Below are 26,760 nucleotides of genomic sequence, written 5' to 3'. Positions count from 1 at the left end.
CGCCCGCCCCGGACATCATCCATGAAGGTGCCGGCCATGCCCCGATTATCGCCAACCCGGAATATGCGGAATACCTGCGCCGTTTTGGAGAAATAGGCTGCAAGGCGATTTCTTCGGATAAGGATTACCAGATGTATGAAGCCATCAGACTGCTGTCGATAGTCAAAGAAGCGGAAGACACGCCACAGGCAACCATTGACGCGGCCGAAAAGGCGGTGGAAGATTTGCAGAATAACATGGGCGAATTGTCCGAGATGGCGCAAATCAGAAACTTACACTGGTGGACCGTAGAATATGGTTTGATAGGAACTGTTGAAAACCCAAAGATTTACGGTGCCGGCTTGCTATCTTCTATAGGCGAAAGCGCTTATTGCATGACAGACAAGGTGAAGAAAATCCCTTATGACATATCGGCCGCGAACCAGAGTTTTGACATCACCAAGCTGCAACCTCAGCTTTATGTAACGCCCACTTTTGCGTACCTGAATTTGGTCCTGGAGGAGTTTGCCAACAAAATGGCGCTAAGAACAGGCGGATTATCCGGAATAGAGAAACTGATCGACTCGGCCGCTTTAGGAACTATTGAATTGAGTACCGGCTTGCAAGTTTCGGGTGTTTTCACTAAGGTGATCGCACATGAAGGCAAACCTATTTATATACAAACCACAGGAAAGACAGCTTTGGCTTCCCGCGAAAAGGAATTGGTTGGTCACGGAACACTGACCCATGCGGAAGGTTTTGGTAGCCCGATTGGGAAACTGAAAGGCATCAATCTCGCCATTGAAGATATGAGTCCGAAAGACCTGAACGCTTACAACATAACGGAAGGCAACAGCGTGAAACTGGAGTTTGAAGGCAACATCACCGTTGAAGGAGAAATCGTTACGGGTTCCAGAAACCTGCAGGGAGAAATCATCCTTATCCGTATGAACAATTGCACGGTGACCCATGGCGAAACTGTTTTGTTCCAACCGGAATGGGGCGTTTACGACATGGCGGTGGGCAAGAAATTGGTTTCGGCTTTTTCAGGCCCCGCCGACGTCAACAGTTTTGATTTGATCACGCATCTTCCTTCGAGCAAAACCATCAAGGCAAAACATACTCCCGAGCGCGATGATCTGGAGAAATTATACCAAACCGTTCGCTCCACAAGAGAAACGAAAGACATGGAAACTTCATTAGCCCCTGTTTTTCACAAATTAAAAGCGGACCATCCAAATGATTGGTTGCTGGCTGTTGAAATTGCGGAACTCTTGAAAGACAGAAACGAACCGCAACTACTGGAAGAAGTGATGATGTATCTTGAAAATTTGAAACAAAGAAGACCCGAAGTGACGCATTTGATCTCTGGAGGTTTGGACTTGATTTTCGAGAAAGAAAACGTGTAAAATTTTTAACCACGGATTCCCTGATTAAAAAGGGATTATATTATAAAAAATCAACCGCAAATTCGCTAAATATTTAATTAGCGAATTTGCGGTTTTTAATTTTTAAAACCCTCGTTCTTAAAGCTTTATTTGCTGATCAAAATCTTTTTCGCTTTCAATCACTTTCCCTTCGTATTTCAAGGTCCAGCCTAACGTACTGGTAGTAATTAGCAGCTTCGATAATTCACTGATCAGACGGTTTTGGGCATTGGTCTTGAGCGTTGATTTTTGAATTTTCTTGGACAAATTTGCTTTAACCGATTTGTTGATTTTATTGTAGTCATCTCCCGTAAACGGATTTAACTTGCTTTGCTCCACATCATAAAATTTAATGTCGGGGCTAATCTTTATTTCTTCTTTCGGAATGTTGACTATCGTGATTGTCTTGTTCTTTTCATCGATATCGTATTTCATTTTATGCAAATCATAAGCAACGGTCACATCTGCATTTACGACAATCAATGCTTTTTTGTCGAAGGAAACTATACCCAGTAGGTATTTCTCTTGGTTTTTGTACGTTATCACTTCAGAGTAATGTCCTTCGGTCACTACTAGTTTCCCCACATTTAGGATTTGTTGCTGAATCAAACCAGCGCCATCTATAACAGTAGCATCATCTGCTTTTTTAAATTCACAAAACTTGAATAACAGTACCACTGTTACTATTAACCCTATAAAAACTAAAAGTCTTTTTAACATAATTAAAATTTCATGAATGAATATTGTGAAACCATTTTGCTGATTTTATCTTGTAAATTGGCTTCAAATTTTTGATGGCTTTCCGAATCCGGGTTGAAAGGTCTGTGTTGTAGTGATTTTTGAATTGTAGCAACGGCATCCATTGTTTCGTAAGCTGTTTCGGCAATATTTGTTTCCTTGAAACGCTCCCAAATGTAATCGATGGCCACTTGGTTGGGGTGCAACATATCTTCCGCATAGAAACGGTAGTCGCGGAGTTCGTCCATCATGATTTCGTAACTGGTAAAATAATTGATAATTGATAATTGGCAATTGATAATTTGATGCAATGCAGCTATTAGATTCGATTTACTCCATTGATTTTCCACAAAACCGTCTTTGATGTGGCGCACGGGAGAAACCGTGAAAACGACACTGCAATTGGGGTTGACAGAATGAATGAATTTCAGCGTGTTGGCAATCGATTCTTGAATTTCGCCAACTGAAAGCAATTCTTTTCTGAACTGCTTTTGCGGCACTTTATGGCAATTGGCAACAATTGCATCGCTTTGGATGTTTCGATACACCCACGAGGTTCCATAAGTGATAATCACATGGGAAGCTTCCCGTAATTGCCTGCTTGTGGATATCAGTATTTCGTTTAAAGATTCTAACAGTGTCTCTTTATTTGAATTGCTTAAATCTGAATGCGCGTCAAAACAATGCCAGCGTTCATTGTGATAAAAAATGTCGCTTTCCGTGAATCGCTTTCCGGAAACGGCAAAATTGACCAGCTTCTCGATCGCCAACGGATGAAACAAGATCCCAAAAGGATTGCAAACATTCTGCAGCTTATAATAATCCAGCTTCTCGGACATATTGACGGCAAAACAAGAACCCAAAGACACAATCTTAGAATTGTAGTCAATGAGATGATCGCTTTTAGGAATGGGCACCGGAGTTCTGAATTGCATCGAGGTAATTTTTAAACAAATATGATTCTTTTTTCACAAATAAAAAAGCCAGACACACAAAGTGCCTGGCTTATTGGAATAGTCAAATGTTAAACCACTACCTCAACATTAATCATAAAAAAACTGCGTTGAAGTTTTTCCGTTGCTATCGGTTGCAACTTCAGTAAGCGGATAATCTTGCGAGTTATAGGTGAAAACAGAAGTGGATTGAACGTTATTTTCAACAGAAGTGGAAATAATGTTATGCAGAATTCCAGAAGCCTCTCCATCAATAAAAGAAATTTTATTTAAACCCAGAATGTTTTTTGCAGGATTGTTTTTAGTATCATACGTATAGCTATAATCAACACCGTAAGTCGAAACATATTCAGCAACTTCGCCATCAGCAAATGTAATTGTTGCCGTTCCGTCAAAAATAGTTTGGGTATTGTCATCTCCAGAATAGGCTTTCACCGCAATGGTGTTGTCTGAATTATAGGTGTATTCTTCCCTAAAACCTTCATTATATTCCGGATCAACCCTAACAAAACCAACCAGTCTTTTGTTGGCATCGTAGGTATAAGTGTTTCGCTGAAATACTAATCCATCAGAAAGTTTAATTTCCATTTTGGTGATCATGTCTTGGTCATAAGTCCAATAAATAGTCCCTTCCCCTTCGCTATCTGTAATAGCAACCAATTGATTTCCGTTGTATGTATAATTCAACGTAAAGCTTGAACCATCTTCATCGGTAACAATCATCCTTTTCAACAAAAGTGAACTGTTAACATCAGGTATGTCCACTTTTTCGTTTTCTGAACAAGAGCTTAACACGAATAAAAACGCGGTCATTAAGCAAAGTATTTTTTTCATATTTTATAAAATTTATTAGTAAAATTCTATTAAATGTAGCACAAAAATTCATACGTGCCTAATTCTAAAACATTAAAAAAGGAAAAACCAAATGTATTTGGGTAGATTAGAAGTTGCTGAAAAATCTAATAGAAGTACTGCGATTTCACATAATCGGAATTTCCTTCAACAGGCATCGCTGATTCTGAAATCTTCTCGGTGGGATAGCCATCTTCATCGTATTTGAAAGTGCTCTTATAAAAATTGGCCGATGAGGTGATTTGGTCATTTTTGGCAGAAGTATTAGTTACCACACTTATCAAACTATTGTTTGCGGAAATAATATCGTTTTGATCCAGCAGCTTCTCGTAGCCCAATACTGAATGAAAAGGATTGTTTTTGGAATCGTATTCAAAGCTTATGCTATAGGTCAAGGTAACTCCTGAAGGAGCGCTATCAAACGTCCTGGCGTCTTTAATTAAATTTTTATTTTTGAAATACAAAATGCCATGGCATATTTTAACATCTTGGTTACCTGCCTTTAGGTCCAGTTTTTCATAGGCAATCGAGCCGTCCGAATTGGGAGTATAATTTATTATGTAGTTATTTAAAGACTTCGCGCTTAGCAATTGACCTCTTAGATAGCTATATTCTATGGTACTGCTGACGGCCGTTGCTTTGTCTAAAACTATAACTTTGGTTATGAGTCCATCCATATAACTGAACTCTGTTCGTTGCTTAGTTCCATCAATGCTTTTAATTTCGTTACCATTATAGCTAAAATCAGTGGTCTCTGATGTTCCGTCTGCAGAAACCTCTACTAACTGTTTTAGTAATTTGCCGCTATCATCCTTGTCTTTGGAGCAAGAATAAAAAACCGCTAAAAAGGCGGAGACAATCCAAATTATGTTAAATGCTTTCTTCATTAAAAGATCCTTAAAAAACAGTCTGTATTGTGTTGAAATTTAACAACATAGGCGCGAATAAAAATCAAATATACAAAATCTAAATCAATGATTTTGCATCTTTAAATAATTGAAACTTAAATTAAAAGCAAAAGGGCGAAATTATTCGCCCTTTTGCTTATTCTATGTACTACTTTTTTTTGATTTTGCTATTTGACGAAATCAATCGCTTTTTCCAAAGCTTCTTGTATTCCCTCAACCTTCTTTCCTCCTGCGGTAGCGAAAAACGGTTGCCCTCCGCCCCCGCCTTGGATAAATTTTCCCAATTCACGAACCACTTGTCCCGCATTAAGTTTCCTGTCGGCAACAAGTTCTTTAGAGATATAACAGCTCAGCATTGGTTTTCCTTCCTCGGCTGTCGCCAAAACAAGGAATAGGTTACTCCCTAAACTACCCAATTCATAGGCCAAATCTTTTGCCCCATCAGGACTCAAATCGACTTGCTTCGCCAAGAATTGAATGCCGTTTATTTCTTGTAATTCTTTCGCCAATTCCCCTTTCATGTTCTTGGCCTTGTCTCTCAATAGGGATTCCAACTGTTTTTTCAATTTGGCGTTTTCGTCCTGCAAAGAAACAACTGCCTTCAATGAATCTTGCGGATTTTTCAGCGCGCTTTTGATTTCACCCAACAGTTCTTCATTTGAAGCAAAAAAGGCTTTTACGGCATCCCCCGTGATGGCTTCGACACGTCGAATTCCCGCGGCAACCGCTCCTTCGGAAACAATCTTGAAATACCAAATATCGGCAGTATTATTTACGTGAATTCCACCGCAAAGTTCCATACTCTCGCCAAACTTAATTGCGCGAACATGATCGCCATATTTCTCCCCAAACAATGCCATTGCGCCTTCTTCTACCGCTTGCGCGAAAGGAATGTCTCGTCTTTCTATCAATGGTATATGCTGTTGGATTTTTGCGTTTACAAAGTCTTCCACTTGCTGCAATTCTTCATCAGTCACTTTTGCGAAGTGAGAGAAATCAAAACGCAGGTGTTTCGGGCTCACCAAAGATCCTTTTTGTTCTACATGCGTTCCCAAAATGCTTCGAAGCGCCTGATGCATCAAGTGAGTCGCCGAGTGATTCTTAGCGGTATCCGCTCTCAATTTAGTATCCACTTTTGCCACAAAACTCGCATTTACGTTTGACGGTAAACTTTTTGCAAAATGCAAAATCAGGTTGTTTTCTTTTTTTGTATCTATAATTTCGATAGTCTCATTTGCCGAAACCAAAATTCCTTTATCACCAATTTGCCCTCCTCCTTCCGGATAAAATGGTGTTTTGTCCAGAACAATTTGATACAAAAGGCCATCTTTTTTAGAATCAACTTTACGAATGCGGGTAATTTTTACTTCCGATTCCGTTTGATCATAACCTACAAATGTTTCTACATTCCCTGGAATTAAAACGGTCCAATCCTCTGTTGAAATTTCAGAAGCCGCACGCGAACGCGCTTTTTGCTCCTGCATCGCTTTATCAAAACCGGCTTCGTCTAACTCCAGACCTCTTTCTCTTAAAATCAAGGCTGTTAGATCCTTTGGAAAACCAAAAGTGTCATACAGTTCAAATGCTTTAGCACCTGCAACTTCCTTGCCTTTTGTGTCTGCAATAACATTTTCCAGCAACTGTAAGCCTTGGTCTAAGGTTCTTAAGAAAGAAGCTTCTTCCTCACGAATTACGTTGGTCACTAAGTTTTGTTGCGATTTTATCTCTGGGAAAAATTCGCCCATTTGGTCGGCTAAAACGGACACTAATTGATAGATAAATGGTTCCTTGGTATTCAAGAAAGTAAATCCGTAACGAATGGCACGACGCAAAATTCTGCGGATAACGTATCCCGCACCGGTATTTGACGGCAATTGTCCATCAGCGATAGCGAAAGCTACAGCACGAACGTGATCTACGATCACACGAATTGCGATATTGGTTTTATTTTGCTCTTCGCTTATATCTTTAAGCTCGTTTGGAGTGTATTTTAATCCTGTGATCTTTTCCACTTTTTCAATAAGCGGTGTAAATACATCGGTGTCATAGTTTGAAGTCACATTTTGCATAGCCATGCACAAACGCTCAAAGCCCATTCCGGTATCAACGTGTTTAGAAGGTAATTTTTCCAATGTACCATCGGCCTTACGGTTGAATTCCATAAATACATTGTTCCAAATTTCCACCACTTGCGGATGATCAGCATTCACTAGACTTCTGCCCGAAACCGTAGCTCTCTCCTCGTCAGTACGCAAATCAATATGAATTTCAGAACAAGGTCCGCACGGTCCCTGGTCCCCCATTTCCCAGAAATTATCTTTTTTGTTGCCCAGAATTATGCGGTCTTCGGGTACAAATTGTTTCCAAATATCATATGCTTCTTGGTCAAAAGGTACATCCTCCGCTTCGTTCCCTTCAAACACTGAAACGTACAGACGGTCTTTGTCTAATTTTAACACCTCAGTCAAAAATTCCCAAGCCCAGGCCAAAGCCTCTTCTTTGAAATAATCGCCAAAAGACCAATTCCCCAGCATCTCAAACATGGTGTGGTGGTAGGTATCAAAACCTACATCCTCTAAATCGTTATGCTTTCCTGATACACGAAGACATTTTTGGGTGTCAGCAATTCTAGTGCTTTTTGGCGTGGCATTCCCGAGGAAATATTCTTTGAACTGCGCCATCCCGGAGTTGTTGAACATCAAAGTAGGATCGTCTTTAAGAACTATTGGAGCCGAAGGAACAATTAAGTGGCCTTTACTTTGAAAAAAATCTAGAAATTGTTTACGTACGTCTTTTGAGTTCATTATTTTGATTTAAAAATTTAAAGATTGAATAATTTAAAAATTTAAGCGGCTTGACTTCCTCTTTAAATCTTTCAATTATTCAATCTTTCAATATTAATGCCCCAGATAGCAGTGGAAAGCTTCGAGATTAGACAATCTATTTTTTTCTTGAGGCGGCAGAGCGACCATAGGAAGCTCCTGCAGGATCATTAGAAAAAAAAGATGCCAAACGAGAACTTGCAACGAATAGCTGGAATGGGCACATTATTTTATTTATTGTCGAAAAAAGTGCAGAACAAATGAAACATTTATTAAATTTGTTCAACTAACACTTTATAAAGTGCAAAAATAGGGTATTTTAAAATATGGCGAAAGTAAAATATTATTACGATTCGGAAAATCTGGCGTATCGAAAAATAAAGACAAAAAAAAGGAAGAAATTTGGTATCGGGATATTGTTTTTAGTGGCTTCCGCCTTATTTGGCTTTTTAAGTTTTGTCATTTTATTGAACACTCCTTATTTTGACACCCCAAAAGACAGACTGCTGATTCGCGAAATCGAGAATTTGAAGTTGAATTATGACGTTTTGAACAAAAGAATGGATCAGATTGACAACGTGATCGCAGCAGTTGAAGACCGCGACAACAATTTGTACCGTACCTATTTTAACACCTCACCAATACCGGAAGAAGAAAGAAAATCAGGTTTTGCAGATACAAATCGATATGCCGTTTTAGAAGGATATGACAATACCCAATTGGTATTAACTACAACAAAAAGGGTAGATGCACTCACTAAGGAATTGGCGATACAATCAAAATCTTTGGATCATATTTTAAAATTGGCTAAAGAGAAAAACAAATTGTTGGCTGCCATTCCTGCCATTCAGCCTGTCAGGAACGAAAACTTGAAAAGGATGGCGTCCGGTTTCGGATACCGCACGGATCCATTTACCAAGGCGCGTAAGATGCATGAGGGAATGGACTTTACGGCAAAAACAGGTGCACCCATTTTCGCCACTGGCGATGGTGTTGTATCTCAAGCTAACAGCAATGCTTCTGGTTTTGGAAATCATGTTGTCATTAGGCATGGTTATGGATACGAAACCTTGTATGCGCATTTGAGCAAATACAACTGCAAAGCGGGGCAAAGGGTTAAGCGAGGAGACATAATAGGATATGTAGGCAGCACCGGAAGATCGGAAGGCCCACATTTGCATTATGAGGTTCACAAAGACAAGAAAGTCGTGAATCCGCTCAATTTTTATTACGGAAACATTTCGGCAGTGGAATATGTGGCCATTTCAAAATTGGCCAACCAAGAGAACCAATCGTTGGATTAATTTGTAAACAGGATTTATAATGTCAGGTTTACTTTAGGTGTAACATTAAACTTTATACAAAAAAATGCATATTGAACTTTCTAAGGACAAAAGATACTATAGCATTGGTGAAGTCGCCAAAGCATTTGATGTAAACGCATCGCTGATTCGTTTTTGGGATTCCGAATTTGACATCCTAAAACCCAAAAAAAACGCAAAGGGCAATCGAATGTTTACCCCAGAAGACGTAACGAATTTACAGCTAATCTATCACCTGGTAAAAGAAAGGGGTTTTACGCTCGAGGGGGCAAAGACCCATCTGAAAGAGGGACAAAAGAAAACCTTAGATAAGTTTGAGATCATCAGAAAATTAGAAACCATAAGAACGCAATTAACAAATATTAAAAATCAACTTTAAAACTAAATAAACATGAAAAGATTTTTGCCTTGGATTATCGGAGCCGTTATTATTATTGGAATATATAGCTGGGTTAAGGGAATTAACAATACTGCTGTAACATTAAATCAAACTGTTGAGCAATCTTGGGGAGACGTACAGACAGCCTACCAGAGACGAAATGACTTGATCGGAAACTTGGTCAACACGGTAAAAGGTGCTGCCGACTTTGAAAAAAGCACTTTGACTGCAGTAATTGAAGCCCGCGCAAAAGCCACTTCTACAACTATAGATCCCGCTAACATCACCCCGGAACAGTTAGCCGAATTCAACAAAGCACAAAGCGGAGTTTCTTCAGCTTTATCAAGGTTGCTGGTTACTGTTGAAAGATACCCTGACCTGAAAGCCAATCAAAATTTCTTGAAGTTACAAGATGAATTGGCTAGCACCGAAAATCAAATTTTGACAGCCAGAACCCGTTTTAATGAGGCGGTAAAACCATACAACAATCACATTAAAACCTTCCCAAACAGCATCTTTGCAGGCATGTTTGGATTTAAGGAAAAAGCATATTTCACTGCCGTTGAAGGCGCTGAAAAACCGGTTGAAGTGAAATTCTAAACTTGCCCAAAAAGGGAATTAGCTTAGCATAAAAAGCACAAATACAAGAATCCACGGGCTTTACCGCCCGTGGAATTTGCGTAAAAAAACAAAACAAATGTCAAAAGTAGAAAGTTTTTTAACAACAGAAGAGGAGCAAGAAATTGTTGAAGCGATTCGTGTGGCCGAAAAAAACACCTCTGGAGAGATTAGGGTTCATCTAGAAAAAACAACCGCCTTGGATCCATTTGATCGTGCGCTGGAAGTTTTTAACGAACTAAAGATGGACGAAACTCAACTTAAAAATGGAGTTTTAATTTATCTAGCGGTCAAAGACAAAACCTTCGTGATTTGCGGCGATCAAGGAATAAATGACGTTGTTCAAAATGATTTTTGGGACAGCACAAAAGATGTTATGCTCGCTCATTTTAAAAATGGCAATTTTAAACAAGGTTTGATTGATGGTATTTTGAGAGCAGGGGAAGAACTGAAAAAACATTTTCCATGGTCCGAAGATGATACGAATGAATTATCAAACGAAATCTCAAAAGGATAATATGATTATACCCAAATTAAATAGCCCACTTTTTTTGAAATTCCTTGTTTGTTTATTGGTTACTCAAATAGGTTTTGCGCAATTTACAATACCAGAAAAACCCGCTTTTCAAACTAGCGTTTACGATTACGCTAATGTATTAAGCGCATCCGAGAAGGCACAACTGGAAGAGAAGCTTATACACTATGCCGACTCAACCACAACGCAAATTGTAGTAATTACAATTGAAAGCCTAAAAGGCGAAGATATTGGAATTCTTACTCCAAAATGGGGACATGAATGGGGCATTGGCGGAACCGCAAAAGACGACAATGGGGTTCTTATTTTATTGGCCAAAGCGGAAAGAAAAATATGGATTTCACCAGGCTACGGTCTTGAAGACAGGTTAACTGCAGGAATCGGAGGGGAAATTACAAGAAACATTATTATTCCAGAATTCAAAGCCGGAAGTTATTACAGAGGCCTGGACAAAGGAACTGATGCCCTTTTTGACGTTTTTAGCGGCAAGTACAAAGGGGAAAGAAAAAAAGAAACCAAAGGGAAGAGTTTCCCGATTTTCCCATTCATAATAATTATTGTTTTCATCCTAATCCTTATTTCAAAAAACAAAGGAGGCGGCGGCGGAAACTCAGGCAACAGAGGAGGTGGAGGACCCAGTTTACTGGATGTCATCATTCTGAGTAGTCTAGGACGTGGCGGTCACGGTGGTTTTGGCGGTGGTTCATCCGGCGGTGGCTTTGGCGGCGGCGGCGGCGGTTTCGGAGGAGGCTTCGGCGGTGGCGGATTCTCCGGAGGAGGCTCAGGAGGAAACTGGTAAAAAACTTTATAGATTATCGAAATAAGAAAAAGCTGCAATTCGCAGCTTTTTTTTGTGCCCAATTTTTGACATTGCTATCCGGAGCCCTTCAATAAAATGGTGTAAGTCATTGGGAATTAAATATCTAAAAAACGGTGTAAAAGGATAGAAAAAATATTTTAATAACTGATTATGAGTGCTTTAACTTCTTTTTAGCGATACAAAATGTAACTTTATAGAAAACAAAGCCATGAAAAATTTTGCAATTCAACTCGTGTGGTTTACCACTTTGTATGTATTTATTTTTGCCGGTTTATGTCAACTTAACATTCCATTATCGGTATTAATCACTGTATTAATTTTTGGATATTTTTTAATACTCTTTATGGTTTACACCGTTCTGACAGATAAATACACCACCACAAAAACTTTTAAGGACTGGTACGAAGATCACCCGATGGAAACTTTGGATGACTAGCGGCAGTATTTGTTTCTTTTGAGGTTTTAACGAAAATGCGGCGCAGATAGCCGTCATTTCTGATCTGGCAGCAGGGGAAGAAAGGTTTTTAGCAAAGCCATTCTTCCCTTAGCCAATAGGCCTGCTTTAAAATAAAAACTAACGCACTTTACTTTTTAATACAAAACGATGCAGCAGCTTCGGGAAAAAGCGTTTCAAATAAACACCTAAAACTTCTTTGCCTCCAATGTATGCCTCAAATTTTTTAGCCTCTACCGCCCTAACTAATTTTTTGGCAAAAACTCCTACTGCCATTCCGTTTAGGGTTGCATCATCATCCTTGTTTTGCTTTGAACCATCGGCCGTAAGCGAATTTATAGCCACGTTAGTCTGGATAAAGCCTGGGCAAATTAGTGTCACATCGATATTGTCTTTTTGGTGCTCCATGCGCAACACGTCAAAAAATCCGTGCAAAGCATGTTTTGCGCCACAGTAGCCGGAACGGTATGGAGACCCGAATTTCCCCATCAAACTGCTAATGGTTACAAAATGCCCTTTCTGGTTTTGGATAAAATGCGGCAACAAGGCCTTGGACAGTGCAACGGCACCGAGATAATCGACCTCGATCAGTTTTTTATCCACTTCAAAGTCGGTTTCTACCAGAAGCGAACGTTGACTCACTCCCCCGTTATTTATTAGGATATCTATTTTACCGAAAAAAGAAATTGCTCTGGCGACGTGCGTTTTCGCGTTACCAAAATCTGCCAAGTCAAATGGCAAAACAACCACTTCTGAATTCGCACACTTCGATTTTACCCGTTCCAGATTTTCAAAGTTTCGTGCCGAAAGGATCAGTTTGCACTTTCTTTGCGACAATTCAATGGCCAAGGCCTTCCCTATTCCGCTTGAAGCGCCCGTTATCCAAATGACCTTGTTGTTTATCGAATCCATTTTTTTTATAAATGTAAAAAAGTTTATCGAGTTATGACTAACTCAATAAACTTTCTACCGTAAAAGGAAAAATTACCCTTGTTCCTGCTATTTCCTTTTTTAATGTTTAATGAAACATCATTCCGCCGCGAGAAGGTTTTTCTTTTCCTGCAAATTTCTCTAATTTGTAGGTCAATGAAAACATCAGGTATCGTTTCAAAACAGTGTTTTCTTCGTCCTGAATCGCTTCCGGGGTTATGGTTCTTGTCGCACTCTGATTTTGGTTCAGTAAATCATATACTTTTACTTTGGCCGTTAATTTTTTATCATAGAAACTATAGGCTAAACTGCTATTCCATAAATAGAAATCCTTTTTAAAACCATCGGCGATATTGGAATTGTAGGTATAACCGAAATCATTCCCGAAAACCCAATTTTTCGGCCAATAATTAGTCGTCTGGATATTGAATTTATGAACTACATTAGAAGCCGAACTCAGTAAATAATTGGTGTACTTAGTATCATTAAAACTTACATTGTATGTCGGGTTTATCGTTAACAACTCCCCATATTCATAGGAGAAATTTGCTCTTGGACTTAAACTTACTGTATTTGCTTCAAATAAAACATCATTTGTAAATCCCTTCGACAAACCTACATTTGCATGCAAACCAACTCCGAATTTAAATTTATGGGCATCCTTTTTTATAGTTTTGTTCCAATTTAGCCCAAAAAAGGAATTATACGTTCCTGAAATGTTCTCGTAAGTAGTTCCTCTTTTTCTGTTCTCATCAAAAGTAGTTGAAGAAACGACCTGATTATCATAATAATTACCTCCCAAATAAACACTGTAACCTGCACGACTGGCAAAATCATAATCCCTAAAACTAAAATACCCTCTGTGACTTTTATTTGGATTTAAATCTGGATTCCCTATATAAGTATTTAACGGATTTGCCAGATTCTCGACCGGTAAAATCTGACTTGCTGTTGGAAAGTTGATATCGTAGCCATAACTCGTCCATAATGATTTTGACTTGGTGAATTTGTAATTTATCTGCGCTTCGGCAAAAGGCAAAACATAATTTTTGCTGAGCGCTGTTTTAGCATTAAGATATAATGACTCATTATCGAACTGGGTGATCGAAGTACCGGCACTTAAATTAATATTGTATTTTTTCTTATTCAGGCTCACACCCGCTTTGGGCTTAAATGTTTTGATATCAGATGTGAAATGGTTCGTCAAACTGGCATTCAGGTCCGAATAAGATTGAGAGTTTGAATTAAAGTCATACGTATCTCTGTCCTCAGTTGTGTTTTGCCAAGAATAATTAACAGCCATCCTAATTTTCAAAGAATCCGTTATTGGCTCTGCATACTCTATTTCTGCAGTATAATTATCTTTACGGTTTCTATTTTCCCTAATCTGGTCACGTACAACATCCGGATCAGATCCTTGGTAAAAAACAGTATTCGTTTTATTAGTTGAATTCAAATCCTCCTTAGTATTTTCATTCTCGAATGACAGACTCATATACCTCCCTTTTTTATTGAATGTCTTATTGTATTCAATTAAATTATTGAAATTATTTTTATCGCCTTCTTCAAATACCTGTGATGTGTTTTCATTTAACAGTTGGTCATTTTCGTCTTTCGAAAACTCGAAAGATTTGTTTCTATATTTGGAATCCGATTTAATAAACCTGGGAGAAATTACGATCGATGCGGTTGAGTCGATTTTATATTCAAATTGAAAATTAAAGTTATGACCGTTTTTCTCTTCATTAAATTCCGAATTGGATTCGGTGGTGAAATTCCCGGTTGGTAGAAACACAGTCTGTTTTGATCTGTTAATATTTTCAGAATCAGAATCGGTGAAAAAGTAACTGCCGCTTGGCTCCAATCCTTTAAACCATTCATCCGAATAATTCAAACCTACCATATTAGAGCGGGTAATTCCTTTGCCGCCGCCAAATCGCATACTTCCGATTCCGAAGGAACCGTTATCAGAATAATAAAACGATGTGTTTCGTCCTCCTTTCATATTATCAAATATTTCATCCATGGAGAAGCCTGTCGAATTAATATTGTTAGAGGATGCCAATGCACTTATTTTTCTTTTATTTTTGAAATAATTGACTAATGCACTGCTTTCATAACGGCCACTAGTCCCGCCCCCTGCCATAAATTTACCAAAAAACCCTTTGTTTTTATCTTCATCAATCGTCAGGTTAATACTGGCATTATTAGAACTGGCGACCTGATTTGTCAGTTCTTCTTTTTTGGTCTTCGTATCGGTGATCTGAACTTTGTTGATGATGTCTGAAGGCAAACTTTGAAGTGCGATTTTCCCGTCTTTGTCAAAAAACGGTTTGCCGTTTACCAGAACCTGATTCACTTCCTTTCCGTTAACGGTGATTTTTCCATCGGCGTCAATTTCGACTCCCGGTAATTGCTTCAACAAGGTCTCCACATTTGCGTCAGGACGAACCTTAAACGATGAGGCATTAAACTCCAATGTATCTTTCTTGATTCGGATTGGTGGCGCTTCGCTCTTTATTACGACTTCTCCCAAAGCATATGTGTTTTCCACTAAAGGCAAAGTACCGAAATCTTTGTCTTTAAGGATTTCTTTAAATCCTTGCTTGTATACTTTATATCCCATGTAGGATATTTTCAATAAAAATGGATTTGTGATGGGTTTGGTAGAGAAAACAAACAAACCGTTTTTATCTGTAATCGTATAGTCAATTACGGTGGAATCTTTGACGGAGGATAAATATACAGTGACGGATTCTAGGGGAAGCTTGGTTTCGTTATCAGTAATTTTGCCGGACAGCTTAATACTATTTTGAGCAAATGAAACACAACAAATGAACAATAGTACTAGTAAGTAAGGTTTTTTCATAAAAAAAATTAGCTGTTAAAGTATGAACAATAACAGCTAATTAAGGCTTTTAAAAAATAGATTTAATGTTTTTTACAAAAACTTTAACAAACTATTTCTCTCTAATATAAATGTCTATCGGCACTCCTGAAAAGTCCCAATTGTCACGGATTTTGTTTTCAAGGTAACGTTTGTAAGGCTCTTTTACATATTGCGGCATATTCGCAAAAAAAACGAACTGTGGCGTTTTCGTTGGCAGCTGCATGCAATATTTGATTTTCACATATTTCCCTTTTGTCGCCGGTGGCGGGTACGCTTCAATCACTTTCAACATGTATTCGTTGAATTTTGAAGTAGCGATACGTTGCTGTCTGCTTTCGTACACTTTTACTGTTGCTTCAAGCGCCTTCAGTAATCTTTGTTTTGTTAAAGCAGATACGAACAGAATTGGCACATCAGTAAATGGCATCAGTTCTTCCCTGATTTTTTCTTCGTAGTCTCTGGTCGACATGGTTTCCTTTTCGACCAAATCCCATTTGTTAACCAGAATCACAACCCCTTTTCTGTTTTTTTCGGCCAACCAAAAAATACTTTGATCCTGACCTTCGAATCCACGAGTGGCATCGATTATCAAAATACAGATATCAGAATGCTCGATTGCACGTACAGAACGCATAACGGAGTAAAACTCCAAATCTTCCTTCACTTTCGCTTTACGACGAATACCTGCTGTATCCACCAAGTTGAATTCGAAACCAAAACGGTCAAATTTTGTATCAATAGAATCTCTGGTAGTTCCTGCAATATCTGTAACAATATAACGGTCTTTACCAATCAATGCGTTTATAAAACTTGATTTACCTGCATTAGGACGTCCTACAACAGCAAAACGAGGCAATTCAACTTCTTCTTGTGTTGGTTCTGGCTTAATAGGAAATGATTCGATTAATGCATCCAATAAATCTCCAGTTCCGCTTCCTGAAATACTTGCAAAAGTGTAATACTCCCCTAGTCCTAGGTTGTAAAACTCAATGGCATCTTTCTCACGCATAGCGTTATCCACCTTGTTTACCGCCAGTAATACTGGCTTAGTCACTTTACGCAATAATCTTGCAACGGCATCATCCATTGGAGTAATACCTTCCTCAACATCAACCACAAATATGATAACATCTGCTTCATCGATAGCTAATTCTACTTGTTTACGGATTTCGCCTTCAAAAACGTCATCAGAACCACGTACATATCCTCCCGTATCGATTACAGAAAATTCCTTTCCATTCCATTCACTTTTACCATAGTTTCTGTCACGGGTAACTCCCGAAACTGAATCTACTATAGCTTCTCTTCTTTGTATCAGCCTATTAAAAAGGGTTGATTTCCCTACATTAGGTCTTCCTACTATCGCAACAATATTGTTCATAATATAAATTCAAATATTTTGCAAAGGTAGTGTAAAAACCGTGAATATCAATTATTTTACTATATTAGCTCAGACCTTACCCTTAATAAACTAAAAAAAAATGCATGGATCCTGAAAATGAGATTACTCTTCGTTTGCGTTTTGACAAGGACATTAAGGAAAACAACAGTTCTTTACTTCTTAAATTTGAAAAATATTCTAATACCAAATCGGAAGATTTTACGATAAAAATAAGTGACAACCACATCTGGCTTGACATAGTCGCGTCAAAAAGAAAATGCTGGACCCCTCATTTGCATTTGGAACTTGAACCCAAAAGTGATTTGGAAACCCATATCAGAGGACTGTTCGGTCCTGACCCCACCCTTTGGACATTTTTCATGTTTCTCCATTTTATAATTGCAAGCCTATTTTTTATTTTTGGAGCCATGACCTATTCTGATTATGTCTTAAAAAATTCGATGATACTAGATGTCACAATTATATTACTGATGACGATTTTTTGGTTTTCACTGTACTATTTGGCGAAGTCTATAAGGAAAAAAGGACGTCAACAGATGAACGAACTGGATTCTTATTTTAATACAATCATAAATTCCTAAAACAAGTAAACGTGAGTAAAACATAAAAGCCCCCATACAATCTGTATGGGGGCTTTCTAAATTTTATTATAATCTCAAAAGAGACTTTATCGTTACAACAAACTATTGGTTATAACCAAATCGTTTCAACATATTCACGTTGCTTCTCCAGTTTTTATTCACCTTCACGTACAACTCGATATGTATTTGCTTGCCAAAGAACTTCTCTAAATCGGCACGAGAATCCATCCCAACTTTTTTTAGCGCAGCTCCTTTGTGGCCAATTATAATTCCTTTTTGAGTTTCGCGCTCTACCATAATCAAAGAACGGATTCTAATGATGTTTTCATCCTCGAAAAATTCCTCCGTAACAATTTCGACCGCATAAGGGATTTCCTTGCTGTAATTCAACAAGATTTTCTCACGAATGGTCTCGTTAACGAAGAAACGTTCCGGTTTGTCCGTCAGTTGATCTTTTGGATAAGATGCTGGCGATTCTGGCAAAAGTGAAATTATCCTTTGAAAAACTTCTGGAACATTGAAATTCTGCAATGCTGATATTGGGAAAATTTCGGCATTAGGCACTTTTTCTGCCCAGAAAGCCACTTGCTCTTCTAGTTTATCCTGATTTGACATATCGATCTTATTCAATAATAAGAGTACCGGAATTTTGGCATGTATTATTTTATTGAAAAAAGCTTCGTCTTTCAAATCTTGCTCGCCTATCTCAACCATGTAGATCAAAATATCGGCATCCTCAAAGGCGGACTTTACGAAGTTCATCATTGACGCTTGCATTTCGTATGCTGGCTTGATGATTCCTGGCGTATCAGAAAGAATCATTTGAAAATCTTCCCCATTTACGATCCCTAGGATTCTATGGCGTGTTGTTTGTGCTTTAGATGTAATGATAGACAACCTTTCCCCTACGAAGGCATTCATTAATGTGGACTTCCCTACATTTGGATTCCCTATGATGTTTACAAAACCTGCTTTATGTGACATTTAATATGTATTTATTTTGCAAAGGTAGTTATATCAACCCAATAGATGAAATAAAACATTTTTTAAAATTTTTGTTGCAAATGCCAAAATTCGTCGTACCTTTGCAGCCGAAACATCGCGGGATAGAGCAGTAGGCAGCTCGTCGGGCTCATAACCCGAAGGTCACTGGTTCGAGTCCAGTTCCCGCTACTAAGTTAATTTTATTGAGATTACAAACGCACATCGCGGGATAGAGCAGTAGGCAGCTCGTCGGGCTCATAACCCGAAGGTCACTGGTTCGAGTCCAGTTCCCGCTACTAAGAAAGCTTCATAGAAATATGAGGCTTTTTTCAATTTAAGCCAATTGCTATGGGTATTCGGAGGGCTCTCTCCATTCGCAGCGGGCATGTATTCGGAAGGCGGTCCCTTTCACTAAGAACGCTTCATGTTGACAGGAACTTTTTTCTTTTATCCTTTTTTCTCTGCATCCAAGTTCATTATTTATTTCCCATTAAAAAACCCGTGATGCCCAAGCAACACAGGTTTAAAACTAACTAAACATATTAAAAACACCAACTTATTGAGAGCAACTCAAACTTAATGTGTTATTTTAAAAGTGATTTTTTTCGCTAGTCTTCCGACACCAAAGGTCTTTCAATATCCAAGGACACGTCCATTAAAACGACAGCCCCATCATTATTTAACATAGTCATATTCAAAGTATCTAACACCGCCAATTTTTTTGAAATTAGACCGCTAAACATATTATACGAAATATTCATTTCTTTTAGATTATTCAATTTCTCTAAACCAAAAGGGACTTGACCCTCCATGTTATTTTCAAACAAACTTAGGTTTTCTAAGGATTTTAGATTAGAGATATCAGCACTCAATTCCCCGTTCAATTTATTACTATTTAAAAGCAATATCTTTAATGCCTTGGCCTCATAAAGAGAGTTCGGGATTTGCCCTTCGATTTCATTGTTAAAAAGAGCCAGGGTTTCTAAGTTTTGCAGTTTACCTATTTGGGCAGGCAACTCACCTGAAAGCCTATTCATATAAAGCTCTAAATTTCGCAGATTATCCATTTCACAAATTGAAACTGGTATCGCTCCCGACAATTTATTAAAAGAAAGATCCAAAACCTTTAATTCCTTTAAATTATCCAATGAGGAAGGTATAACACCAGATATACCGTTTTTATGCAAATTTAATTCCTGCAGATTTACAAGGTTTACTATTTCACTGGGTATTTCGCCCACCAAATTATTGTCCGCCAAACTTATGGAAACCACCTTATCACCCTCTAATTTAATGCCGTACCAGGTGGAAACGGGAGAAGATAAATCCCATTTTGTTGTCCAGTTATCCCCATTAGTCGCTTTATACAATTTCAAAAGCACCGCTTTATCTGAAAATGAAACATCAGCCATCATCGTCAATGAGGTCAGGACGGTTAAAACAAAAGTGAATAGATTTTTCATAAGCGGCTAATTTTTACTGTTTCGAATGATTAAATGTAAACACATTACGGTTCAACAGCAAATTTAATCGACAAACTACATCATTTATGAAAATAAACATGTAATTTACTTACAAAATAAATTATCGAATATTAATAAATAATATATTACATTTGTTTTCACAACATTAAAACTAACACCATGGAAATTAACTTTTTAGCGCTTATCGCTGCCGCATTTTCAACGCTCTTAGTAGGATTTATTTGGTACAACCCGAAGGTTTTCGGAACAATTTGGATGAAAGAAGCCGGAATGACCGAAGACAAAATGAAAGGCGCAAATATGGTGCTGATTTTTGGAATGGCCGTATTCTATGCGTTTCTAATTGCAATGACGCTTCAATTTTTGACTATTCACCAATGGGGTGCCGTTAGCATGGTTGGCGGAGACGTCGCGAATGCAAAACCTTCTTATGCCGCATTCATGGCTGATTACGGGACTACTTTCAGAACCTTTAAACACGGGATGCTTCACGGCTTTATGACAGGTCTATTTATGGCACTGCCAATAATAGGTACTAACGCACTTTTCGAGAGAAAAAGCTGGAAATACACTTTAATCAATGGAGGGTTTTGGATTGTTTGTTTAATGATAATGGGTGGGATTATCTGTGTTTGGGTTTAATATAAATAAACGATCGCCTTTTCATTTTATTGACGGGAGGCGATCGTTTTATTACAGGAGTTTTTCGATGGCTTTCGCCAAATCAAAATCCTTGTCCGTAAGCCCATTAGCGTCGTGCGTTGACAAACGAATATCAACCTTATTGTAGACATTGAACAACTCAGGATGGTGGTTTTGCTTCTCGGCCAAAAGACCCAGCTGCACAATAAAACCGAGGGCCTTGCTGAAATTTTTGAAAACAAACTTTTTTTCGATCCCATTGTCGTTAAAAGTCCAATCTTTCAACTCTTTTAAAATTGGCTGAGCCGCTTCCTCGTTGTACTTGTTCATAATTTTTGTTTTTAATAAAATTAGTTAAAATTACCCCAATGTCGTTCCCTTTTAACTTTATATGTTAATTTAGACGAATATTAATTTCCTCTCTATTGAACTCTAAATTTTCCTTCAAAATTTATTCCACTACCAAAGATCTCCCTTCTGATTGGGACTCTTTGGCCATCAATAACATTTTTCTTTCTAAAGATTATTTGACCGTGCTGGAAGTTGCGGTTCCGAAAAATATGACCTGTCATTTCATCGGTTTGTTTCTTGATGAAGAACTGGTAGGATTGGCACTCTCACAATATATTGACCTGAGCGATGTGCATTCTTTCGGGGAACGCGACCACTGTTTGAAAACAAAGGTTCGCGAAATTGTATTCAAGAAATTCAGCTCTAATGTCTTGGTGATGGGAAACAATATGCTGACAGGGCAAAACGGCTGCTGTTTCAGTGAAAAATTGTTAGCATCAGCAGGAATGGTTCTTTTAGAAAAAGCAGCAGAAGAGTTAAAGCTCACATTCCGAAAGAGAAAAATAAAAATACACTTGACTATTTTTAAAGATTTTTCCGAATCAGAAATTGAGAATTTTAGTATCCCCGAATTCGACTCCTATTATAAGTTCACGACCCAGCCCAACATGATTTTTCAGATTAGGGAATCTTGGAATACATTTGATGACTATATCTTGGACAAGAGCAAAAAGTACAGAGATCAGTACAAAAGGGCCCGAAAAAAAGCGGATGAGATTTCGAAAAAAAAATTATCCCTGGAGGAAATTACTATATACAAGTCAAGAATATATCAGTTATACATGAATGTAGCTAAGAACGCTCCATTTAACACCTTTTATTTGCCTGAAAATCATTTTGTGCTTTTCAAGCAATCATTGCAAGACAACTTCCTGTTTTATGGATATTTTATAGGGGAAGAATTGATAGGTTTTAACACGTTGATTAAAAACGGCAGCGACATCGACACCTATTTCTTGGGTTACGATGAAAAGTACCAACGCGAAAAAATGTTGTACCTGAACATGCTGTATGACATGATCGGATATTCAATCAATAAGGGATACAGGCGAATCATCTTTGCGAGAACGGCACTGGAAATTAAGAGTTCCGTAGGAGCTAAGCCTGTTGAAATGTATGGATTGATGAAACACAGCAACCCAGCCATTAACTTGCTTGTTTCAAAAACCTTCAGCTATTTCGAGCCTAAAATTGAATGGCAGCAACGCAATCCATTTAAAAATTAAAGCAATCAAGGAATAGCCACTTTCAGTTTCTGAGGGGCGATATTGATGTTAAACTCCGTTTCGTCTCCATAATACTCTCCATCCATTTGGAAACTTACCGGAATGTTTGTTTTGATTGTTGCCTTGTCAGTTGAAATAATGGTAATATCTTCAGAATCTAAAGGCATATTACCTGTGATTATTTGACCGAAAACCATTAAATCCAAATTTCTTAAAATTATCATTTCAAACTTCCCGTCATTCATTAGGCCATTAGGGTTAATAGTGACGCCAGTCCCGTATTTCTTGGAATTTGCAATCACAATCATCCGTGCCTGACATTCAACAACGGTATTATTGGCAGTTATGGTGGCGGAAAAAATAATTTCCCTATCCATTAATGTTTTGAAAGCTTGCAATGCATAGTGCCATCTTCCGTGCAGTGAACTTTTTTCATAGTTTTTAATCAACGCCGCATTTAGGCCCAAATCGCTTAAATGCAAACTATTAGCCCCATTGATAACAATCATGTCCATTTCTAAAAAATGTTTGCCAAAAGCAACAGGAAGACTGTCTTCAATCCCTTTAGGCAAACCCAAGTCTGTTGCCAGTCCATTTGCTGAACCAACCGGCAAAATCCCCAATATTACGTCCTCTTTCGCTAAAGCTTCGGCCGCTAACTTAATCGTTCCGTCACCGCCTGCGACAATAACCCGCTCCGGCTTGAACTTTTCATACATTTCTCGAATTTTAACAACATCATTCTTACCTGAAGTTTGATATAATACAAAATTGAAATTATCCTTGGCCGCAAAAACTGCAGTTGCCTCTATAAATTCAGATTTATCAATTCCGCCCGAAACCGGATTGACAATCATTATTATGTTCTTTTTCAAAATTATATTTCTTTTATTGGGCAAAAATAATTACATTTCAATATACTTCAAATGTAATAAAGAAAATGAAACCTATTTTAAAATTATATCGGGGATATGCAAATGAGCAGGAATTGATTGTGATGGGGCATGTTTTTAAACCAACCAAAACAAAAGATTACGACTTTCAGGACAAAAATTTTAAAAATGCGAGTTCAGTCATCAGTATGTTCCGGATTAAGACCCAGGGAAATGCAGATGTCTACTTAACACATAAAGGGGCTAAAATTCACACAAAAACATTGGTTGACGGATATTTTAAATTTTGCATTCCGTTAGACCACGGCTCTGATTCTAATTATGGTTGGATTGACTATGAGGTGAGTATAGTACATAAAAACAAGTCCATTACGACCAAAGCGAGTTACATTAGGCCACAAATAGGCAATTTGGGAATCATATCTGATATTGACGATACCTTCCTCGTATCCTACACTCTTAATCCATTAAAAAAATTGTACTATTTACTGTTCAGGAATGTCAACTCCAGAAAAGTTTTTGAAGACGTGGTCCCTCATTTCCAGGCTTTGAGTTCGGCGGGAAGAAGTGGGAAAGGAGAACTGAATGCCTTTTTTTACGTCTCCAGCAGCGAATGGAATCTATACCATTTTTTGGTGAAGTTTGCCGAAATTCACCAGCTACCCAAAGCAGTTTTATTGCTGAAAGACATCAAAACGAGCCTTACCAACTTCTTTTGGACAGGAAGAGGCGGTCACAATCATAAGTTTGACAAAATAAAACACATATTGGAATTTTATCCCAGCCTAAAATACGTACTGATTGGCGATGATTCTCAACACGATCCTTTTTTGTATGAAGCCATCAGCAAGATATTTCCCTTGACGGTAAAAGCCATCTACATTAGGCAAACCGGCAAGCACAAAAAAGAAAAAGTCAGCAAGGTCATGAGAAACCTTGAAACTTTGGATATTGCCGTATGTTATTTTAAAAATAGCGCGGAAGCCATATCGCATTCCAAAAAGATAGGCTTGATTCCTAAATAAATGCGAGAAAAAACTTTCTCAGCCTCATTCCATTTTCGTCTGGTAAAATAGCGACTGTATAAGCTCTATTTACTATCTTAAGAATACAATGAGGCTGGAAAGCTCCATACCGACTCGATTCCTATTAAGCGTTGTCAATTTCCTCTTGAACAATTTCCCAATCGGAAAGTAGTTTGTCCAACTCAGCTTTCTTTTTATTGTATGCCTTAAAAAAAGAAGCATCTTCAATGTGCTTGTTATAATTAGAAGCAACCATTTTATCGTCTTGTTGAATGTCTTTCTCCAATTGCTTGATCTGACTTTCAATTTTGCTCAATCGATTCTGCAACGCCTTTCCTTTCTTTTGTTCCTCATAAGAGGCTTTGTTGCTTTCTTTTGGAGCTGACGCTTTTAGCGCATCTTTTTGTTCCACCTCACGCATGTTTTCCAAATTGCGTTGTTCCAAAAAGTAATTGACGTCACCCAAATATTCTTTTATTTTTTGATCTCTGAATTCGTAAACGATATTCGACATTCCTTGAAGAAAATCCCTGTCGTGAGAAACCAACAGTAGCGTACCTTCGTATTTTTGCAAAGCGGCTTTCAAAACATTTTTAGATTTAATATCCAAGTGGTTCGTGGGCTCATCCATTACCAATACGTTAATGGGCTGCAAAAGCAATTTACAGAGCGCCAGACGGTTTCTTTCTCCTCCAGAAAGGACTTTTACCTTTTTCTCAACATCGTCGCCACGGAAGAGGAATGAACCCAACATGTCGCGCACCTTCGAACGATTTGTATCGGACGCGGCATCTTCCATAGTTTGAAGCAAGGTGATCTCACCGTCAAGATATTCGGCTTGGTTTTGGGCAAAATAACCAACCTGAACGTTGTGTCCCAATTTTATATCCCCTTCGAATTCAAATTCATTAACAATAGCTTTGATAAATGTAGATTTCCCTTGTCCGTTTTGTCCAACAAAAGCAATCTTACTTCCACGTTCAACCAAAAGTGAAATGTCTTTTAAAATGGTCTTATCACCGTAGCTTTTGGTAACTTTTTCAGCCTCGATTACAACACGACCAGGAACTTTAGAAAGCGGAAAAGAAATGTTCATTACAGAATTATCATCCTCATCCACTTCAATGCGTTCTATTTTGTCCAGCTTTTTTATCATCGATTGTGCCATGGAAGCTTTGGAAGCTTTCGCACGGAACTTTTCAATCAGTTTCTCAGTTTCCTCAATTTTTTTGGCTTGATTTTTTTGGGTCGCCAGTTGCTTTTCACGGATTTCATGACGCAATTCCAGATATTGGGAATAGGGTTTGTTGAAATCATAGGCTTTACCAAGGGAAATTTCAATAGTCCTGTTAGTGACATTGTCCAAAAACATCTTATCGTGAGAGACAATGACCACTACACCTGGATAATTACGCAAGAAACTCTCCAACCAAATGATACTTTCGATATCAAGGTGATTGGTTGGCTCATCCAGTAGCAATACATCATTGGCTTGCAATAACAATTTGGCCAATTCGATACGCATTCTCCACCCTCCTGAAAAGGTCTCCGTTTGATTGTTGAACACTTCTCTCTTAAAACCTAATCCAAGAAGAATTTTCTCGGTATCACCAACATAATTATAACCACCCAACAATTCAAAACGATGCGTATAATCGGATAAATCTTCAATTATTTTCGAATATTCCTCGCTTTCATAATCAGTACGAGTGACTAATTGATGATTGATTTCTTCTAATTTTTTTTCTACTATTTTTATATCGACAAAAGCTTCATAAGCCTCTTCTAAAACTGTACGGCCTTGCTCAAAATCAATATCTTGACGTAAAAACCCCATACGAACTTCTTTTTCTTGAGAAATCACGCCTGTATCAGGAAGAAAATCCCCTGCCAACATTTTGAGCATTGTAGATTTACCTGCACCATTTTTACCAACAAGACCCACACGGTCTCCGGCACCCAATCGAAAGGTCACTTCTTCAAACAAATAAGAACCACCAAACGAAACAGATAAATTGTGTATATTAAGCATGTATTATGATTTTATTCCTTTTTGAAATCGTAAATTTGCAACTCTAAAAAAGGAAAAATTAAATTTTTTGCAAATGTTAAAAAAAGGATCCAAATTATATAGCATTTTAACAGGAACTTGTCCTAAATGTCAGAAAGAGAGCATGTATTTAGACCCAAATCCGCTACATATTGCAAATGTTTTAAAAATGAACGAAAAATGCAGTCATTGTGGATTAAAATATCAAATTGAACCTTCCTTTTTTTATGGAGCCATGTATGTAAGTTATGGCTTAAATGTGGCCGTCGGAATTGCCGCATTTATTGTTTCTTATTTGATCTTCAATTCTTCGCTGAAAGTCGCTTTTATTTCAATAATCGCCTCGATCGTCCTTTTATTTCCATTCATCTTGCGTTGGTCAAGAAATATATACATAAACATGTTCGTTTCTTACGATCCGACTTTCAAGCAATAGGAATTTCACTTTTTGTCTTTGGGCAAAAACCGATCGATGTCAATTTCCCTATCCAAAGG

The 26,760-nt window shown here is 38.0% G+C and carries 25 protein-coding genes and 2 tRNA genes; 14 read left to right on the top strand and 13 right to left on the bottom strand.

Going from position 1 to position 26,760, the window contains the following annotated elements:
• Positions 1 to 1,388, top strand: a 1,388-nt coding sequence (locus tag VIH09_RS05040; RefSeq protein ID WP_331578527.1) for an aromatic amino acid hydroxylase, incomplete at its 5' end; no start/stop codon positions are given.
• 117 nt (positions 1,389 to 1,505) lie between these two features.
• On the opposite strand, the gene VIH09_RS05035 is transcribed toward VIH09_RS05040, so the two are convergent.
• The 5 genes from VIH09_RS05035 to alaS form a co-directional block, all read right to left on the bottom strand.
• Positions 1,506 to 2,126 carry a DUF4230 domain-containing protein gene (locus VIH09_RS05035; protein WP_331578525.1) on the bottom strand — a complete coding sequence of 207 codons (621 nt, stop codon included), beginning with the start codon at positions 2,124 to 2,126 and terminating at the stop codon, positions 1,506 to 1,508.
• A 2-nt stretch (positions 2,127 to 2,128) separates the two neighbouring features.
• The gene (locus VIH09_RS05030; protein WP_331578523.1) at positions 2,129 to 3,079 is read right to left on the bottom strand and encodes a GSCFA domain-containing protein; all 951 of its coding nucleotides are present in this window, start codon (positions 3,077 to 3,079) and stop codon (positions 2,129 to 2,131) included.
• 108 nt (positions 3,080 to 3,187) lie between these two features.
• Positions 3,188 to 3,931: a hypothetical protein gene (locus VIH09_RS05025; RefSeq protein WP_331578521.1), complete on the bottom strand. Its 744-nt coding sequence runs from the start codon at positions 3,929 to 3,931 to the stop codon at positions 3,188 to 3,190.
• Between the two features lie 125 nt (positions 3,932 to 4,056).
• Positions 4,057 to 4,836: a hypothetical protein gene (locus VIH09_RS05020; RefSeq protein ID WP_331578519.1), complete on the bottom strand. Its 780-nt coding sequence runs from the start codon at positions 4,834 to 4,836 to the stop codon at positions 4,057 to 4,059.
• Between the two features lie 188 nt (positions 4,837 to 5,024).
• The gene (gene alaS / locus VIH09_RS05015) at positions 5,025 to 7,661 is read right to left on the bottom strand and encodes an alanine--tRNA ligase (protein WP_331578517.1); all 2,637 of its coding nucleotides are present in this window, start codon (positions 7,659 to 7,661) and stop codon (positions 5,025 to 5,027) included.
• A 344-nt stretch (positions 7,662 to 8,005) separates the two neighbouring features.
• Between alaS and VIH09_RS05010 the strand changes: the two genes are divergently transcribed.
• From VIH09_RS05010 to VIH09_RS04985, 6 genes are all read left to right on the top strand, one after another.
• A complete protein-coding gene (locus VIH09_RS05010; RefSeq protein WP_331578515.1) occupies positions 8,006 to 8,983 on the top strand; it encodes a M23 family metallopeptidase in 978 nt (325 codons plus the stop codon).
• A 64-nt stretch (positions 8,984 to 9,047) separates the two neighbouring features.
• Complete coding sequence (locus VIH09_RS05005) at positions 9,048 to 9,380, top strand: MerR family transcriptional regulator (protein ID WP_331578513.1); 333 nt, start codon at positions 9,048 to 9,050, stop codon at positions 9,378 to 9,380.
• A gap of 12 nt (positions 9,381 to 9,392) precedes the next feature.
• Positions 9,393 to 9,980, top strand: coding sequence for a LemA family protein (locus tag VIH09_RS05000; RefSeq protein ID WP_331578511.1), 588 nt, complete (start codon positions 9,393 to 9,395; stop codon positions 9,978 to 9,980).
• 97 nt (positions 9,981 to 10,077) lie between these two features.
• Positions 10,078 to 10,515 carry a TPM domain-containing protein gene (locus tag VIH09_RS04995; RefSeq protein WP_331578509.1) on the top strand — a complete coding sequence of 146 codons (438 nt, stop codon included), beginning with the start codon at positions 10,078 to 10,080 and terminating at the stop codon, positions 10,513 to 10,515.
• A gap of 1 nt (position 10,516) precedes the next feature.
• The gene (locus VIH09_RS04990) at positions 10,517 to 11,332 is read left to right on the top strand and encodes a TPM domain-containing protein (protein ID WP_331578507.1); all 816 of its coding nucleotides are present in this window, start codon (positions 10,517 to 10,519) and stop codon (positions 11,330 to 11,332) included.
• 229 nt (positions 11,333 to 11,561) lie between these two features.
• Entirely contained in the window at positions 11,562 to 11,789 is a 228-nt protein-coding gene (locus VIH09_RS04985) for a hypothetical protein (RefSeq protein ID WP_331578505.1), read from the top strand.
• 138 nt (positions 11,790 to 11,927) lie between these two features.
• Here VIH09_RS04985 and VIH09_RS04980 read toward each other — a convergent pair whose 3' ends face one another.
• The 3 genes from VIH09_RS04980 to der all read right to left on the bottom strand — a co-directional run bounded on the left by VIH09_RS04980 (position 11,928) and on the right by der (position 17,008).
• Positions 11,928 to 12,719, bottom strand: coding sequence for an SDR family oxidoreductase (locus VIH09_RS04980; protein WP_331578503.1), 792 nt, complete (start codon positions 12,717 to 12,719; stop codon positions 11,928 to 11,930).
• Positions 12,720 to 12,825: 106 nt separating this feature from the next.
• Positions 12,826 to 15,606: an outer membrane beta-barrel protein gene (locus VIH09_RS04975; RefSeq protein WP_331578501.1), complete on the bottom strand. Its 2,781-nt coding sequence runs from the start codon at positions 15,604 to 15,606 to the stop codon at positions 12,826 to 12,828.
• A gap of 91 nt (positions 15,607 to 15,697) precedes the next feature.
• The gene (gene der, locus VIH09_RS04970; RefSeq protein ID WP_331578499.1) at positions 15,698 to 17,008 is read right to left on the bottom strand and encodes a ribosome biogenesis GTPase Der; all 1,311 of its coding nucleotides are present in this window, start codon (positions 17,006 to 17,008) and stop codon (positions 15,698 to 15,700) included.
• A gap of 104 nt (positions 17,009 to 17,112) precedes the next feature.
• Here der and VIH09_RS04965 point away from each other — a divergent pair, with 104 nt between their 5' ends.
• A complete protein-coding gene (locus tag VIH09_RS04965) occupies positions 17,113 to 17,610 on the top strand; it encodes a hypothetical protein (RefSeq protein WP_331578497.1) in 498 nt (165 codons plus the stop codon).
• Between the two features lie 102 nt (positions 17,611 to 17,712).
• On the opposite strand, the gene era is transcribed toward VIH09_RS04965, so the two are convergent.
• A complete protein-coding gene (era, locus tag VIH09_RS04960) occupies positions 17,713 to 18,594 on the bottom strand; it encodes a GTPase Era (protein WP_331578495.1) in 882 nt (293 codons plus the stop codon).
• A 116-nt stretch (positions 18,595 to 18,710) separates the two neighbouring features.
• Here era and VIH09_RS04955 point away from each other — a divergent pair.
• Together VIH09_RS04955 and VIH09_RS04950 are read left to right on the top strand one after the other, a co-directional pair.
• Positions 18,711 to 18,783: transfer RNA gene (locus VIH09_RS04955), tRNA-Met, on the top strand.
• A 34-nt stretch (positions 18,784 to 18,817) separates the two neighbouring features.
• Positions 18,818 to 18,890 (top strand) — tRNA-Met (locus tag VIH09_RS04950).
• A 312-nt stretch (positions 18,891 to 19,202) separates the two neighbouring features.
• On the opposite strand, the gene VIH09_RS04945 is transcribed toward VIH09_RS04950, so the two are convergent.
• The gene (locus VIH09_RS04945) at positions 19,203 to 20,057 is read right to left on the bottom strand and encodes a leucine-rich repeat domain-containing protein (RefSeq protein WP_331578493.1); all 855 of its coding nucleotides are present in this window, start codon (positions 20,055 to 20,057) and stop codon (positions 19,203 to 19,205) included.
• Positions 20,058 to 20,237: 180 nt separating this feature from the next.
• Here VIH09_RS04945 and VIH09_RS04940 point away from each other — a divergent pair, with 180 nt between their 5' ends.
• Complete coding sequence (locus VIH09_RS04940) at positions 20,238 to 20,720, top strand: DUF1761 domain-containing protein (RefSeq protein WP_331578491.1); 483 nt, start codon at positions 20,238 to 20,240, stop codon at positions 20,718 to 20,720.
• A 51-nt stretch (positions 20,721 to 20,771) separates the two neighbouring features.
• On the opposite strand, the gene VIH09_RS04935 is transcribed toward VIH09_RS04940, so the two are convergent.
• Positions 20,772 to 21,050: a 4a-hydroxytetrahydrobiopterin dehydratase gene (locus VIH09_RS04935; protein ID WP_331578489.1), complete on the bottom strand. Its 279-nt coding sequence runs from the start codon at positions 21,048 to 21,050 to the stop codon at positions 20,772 to 20,774.
• 95 nt (positions 21,051 to 21,145) lie between these two features.
• Between VIH09_RS04935 and VIH09_RS04930 the strand changes: the two genes are divergently transcribed.
• Positions 21,146 to 22,297, top strand: a complete 1,152-nt coding sequence (locus VIH09_RS04930; protein WP_331578487.1) for an 8-amino-7-oxononanoate synthase — start codon at positions 21,146 to 21,148, stop codon at positions 22,295 to 22,297.
• Between the two features lie 5 nt (positions 22,298 to 22,302).
• Here the strand turns inward: VIH09_RS04930 and VIH09_RS04925 are convergent, their stop codons facing one another.
• A complete protein-coding gene (locus VIH09_RS04925) occupies positions 22,303 to 23,172 on the bottom strand; it encodes a diacylglycerol/lipid kinase family protein (protein ID WP_331578485.1) in 870 nt (289 codons plus the stop codon).
• Positions 23,173 to 23,237: 65 nt separating this feature from the next.
• On the opposite strand from VIH09_RS04925, the gene VIH09_RS04920 reads away from it, so the two are divergent.
• A complete protein-coding gene (locus VIH09_RS04920; protein ID WP_331578483.1) occupies positions 23,238 to 24,215 on the top strand; it encodes an App1 family protein in 978 nt (325 codons plus the stop codon).
• 124 nt (positions 24,216 to 24,339) lie between these two features.
• Here VIH09_RS04920 and VIH09_RS04915 read toward each other — a convergent pair whose 3' ends face one another.
• Positions 24,340 to 26,247 carry an ABC-F family ATP-binding cassette domain-containing protein gene (locus VIH09_RS04915; RefSeq protein ID WP_331578481.1) on the bottom strand — a complete coding sequence of 636 codons (1,908 nt, stop codon included), beginning with the start codon at positions 26,245 to 26,247 and terminating at the stop codon, positions 24,340 to 24,342.
• A gap of 73 nt (positions 26,248 to 26,320) precedes the next feature.
• On the opposite strand from VIH09_RS04915, the gene VIH09_RS04910 reads away from it, so the two are divergent.
• Positions 26,321 to 26,701 carry a DUF983 domain-containing protein gene (locus tag VIH09_RS04910; protein ID WP_331578479.1) on the top strand — a complete coding sequence of 127 codons (381 nt, stop codon included), beginning with the start codon at positions 26,321 to 26,323 and terminating at the stop codon, positions 26,699 to 26,701.
• Positions 26,702 to 26,760 lie beyond the last annotated feature (59 nt).

The organism is Flavobacterium sp. (genome assembly GCF_036515215.1).
In the GTDB taxonomy this organism is placed as follows: Bacteria; Bacteroidota; Bacteroidia; order Flavobacteriales; family Flavobacteriaceae; genus Flavobacterium.
Note: the sequence above shows the minus strand (reverse complement) of the source record. Positions and strands in the feature narration are given on the sequence as shown.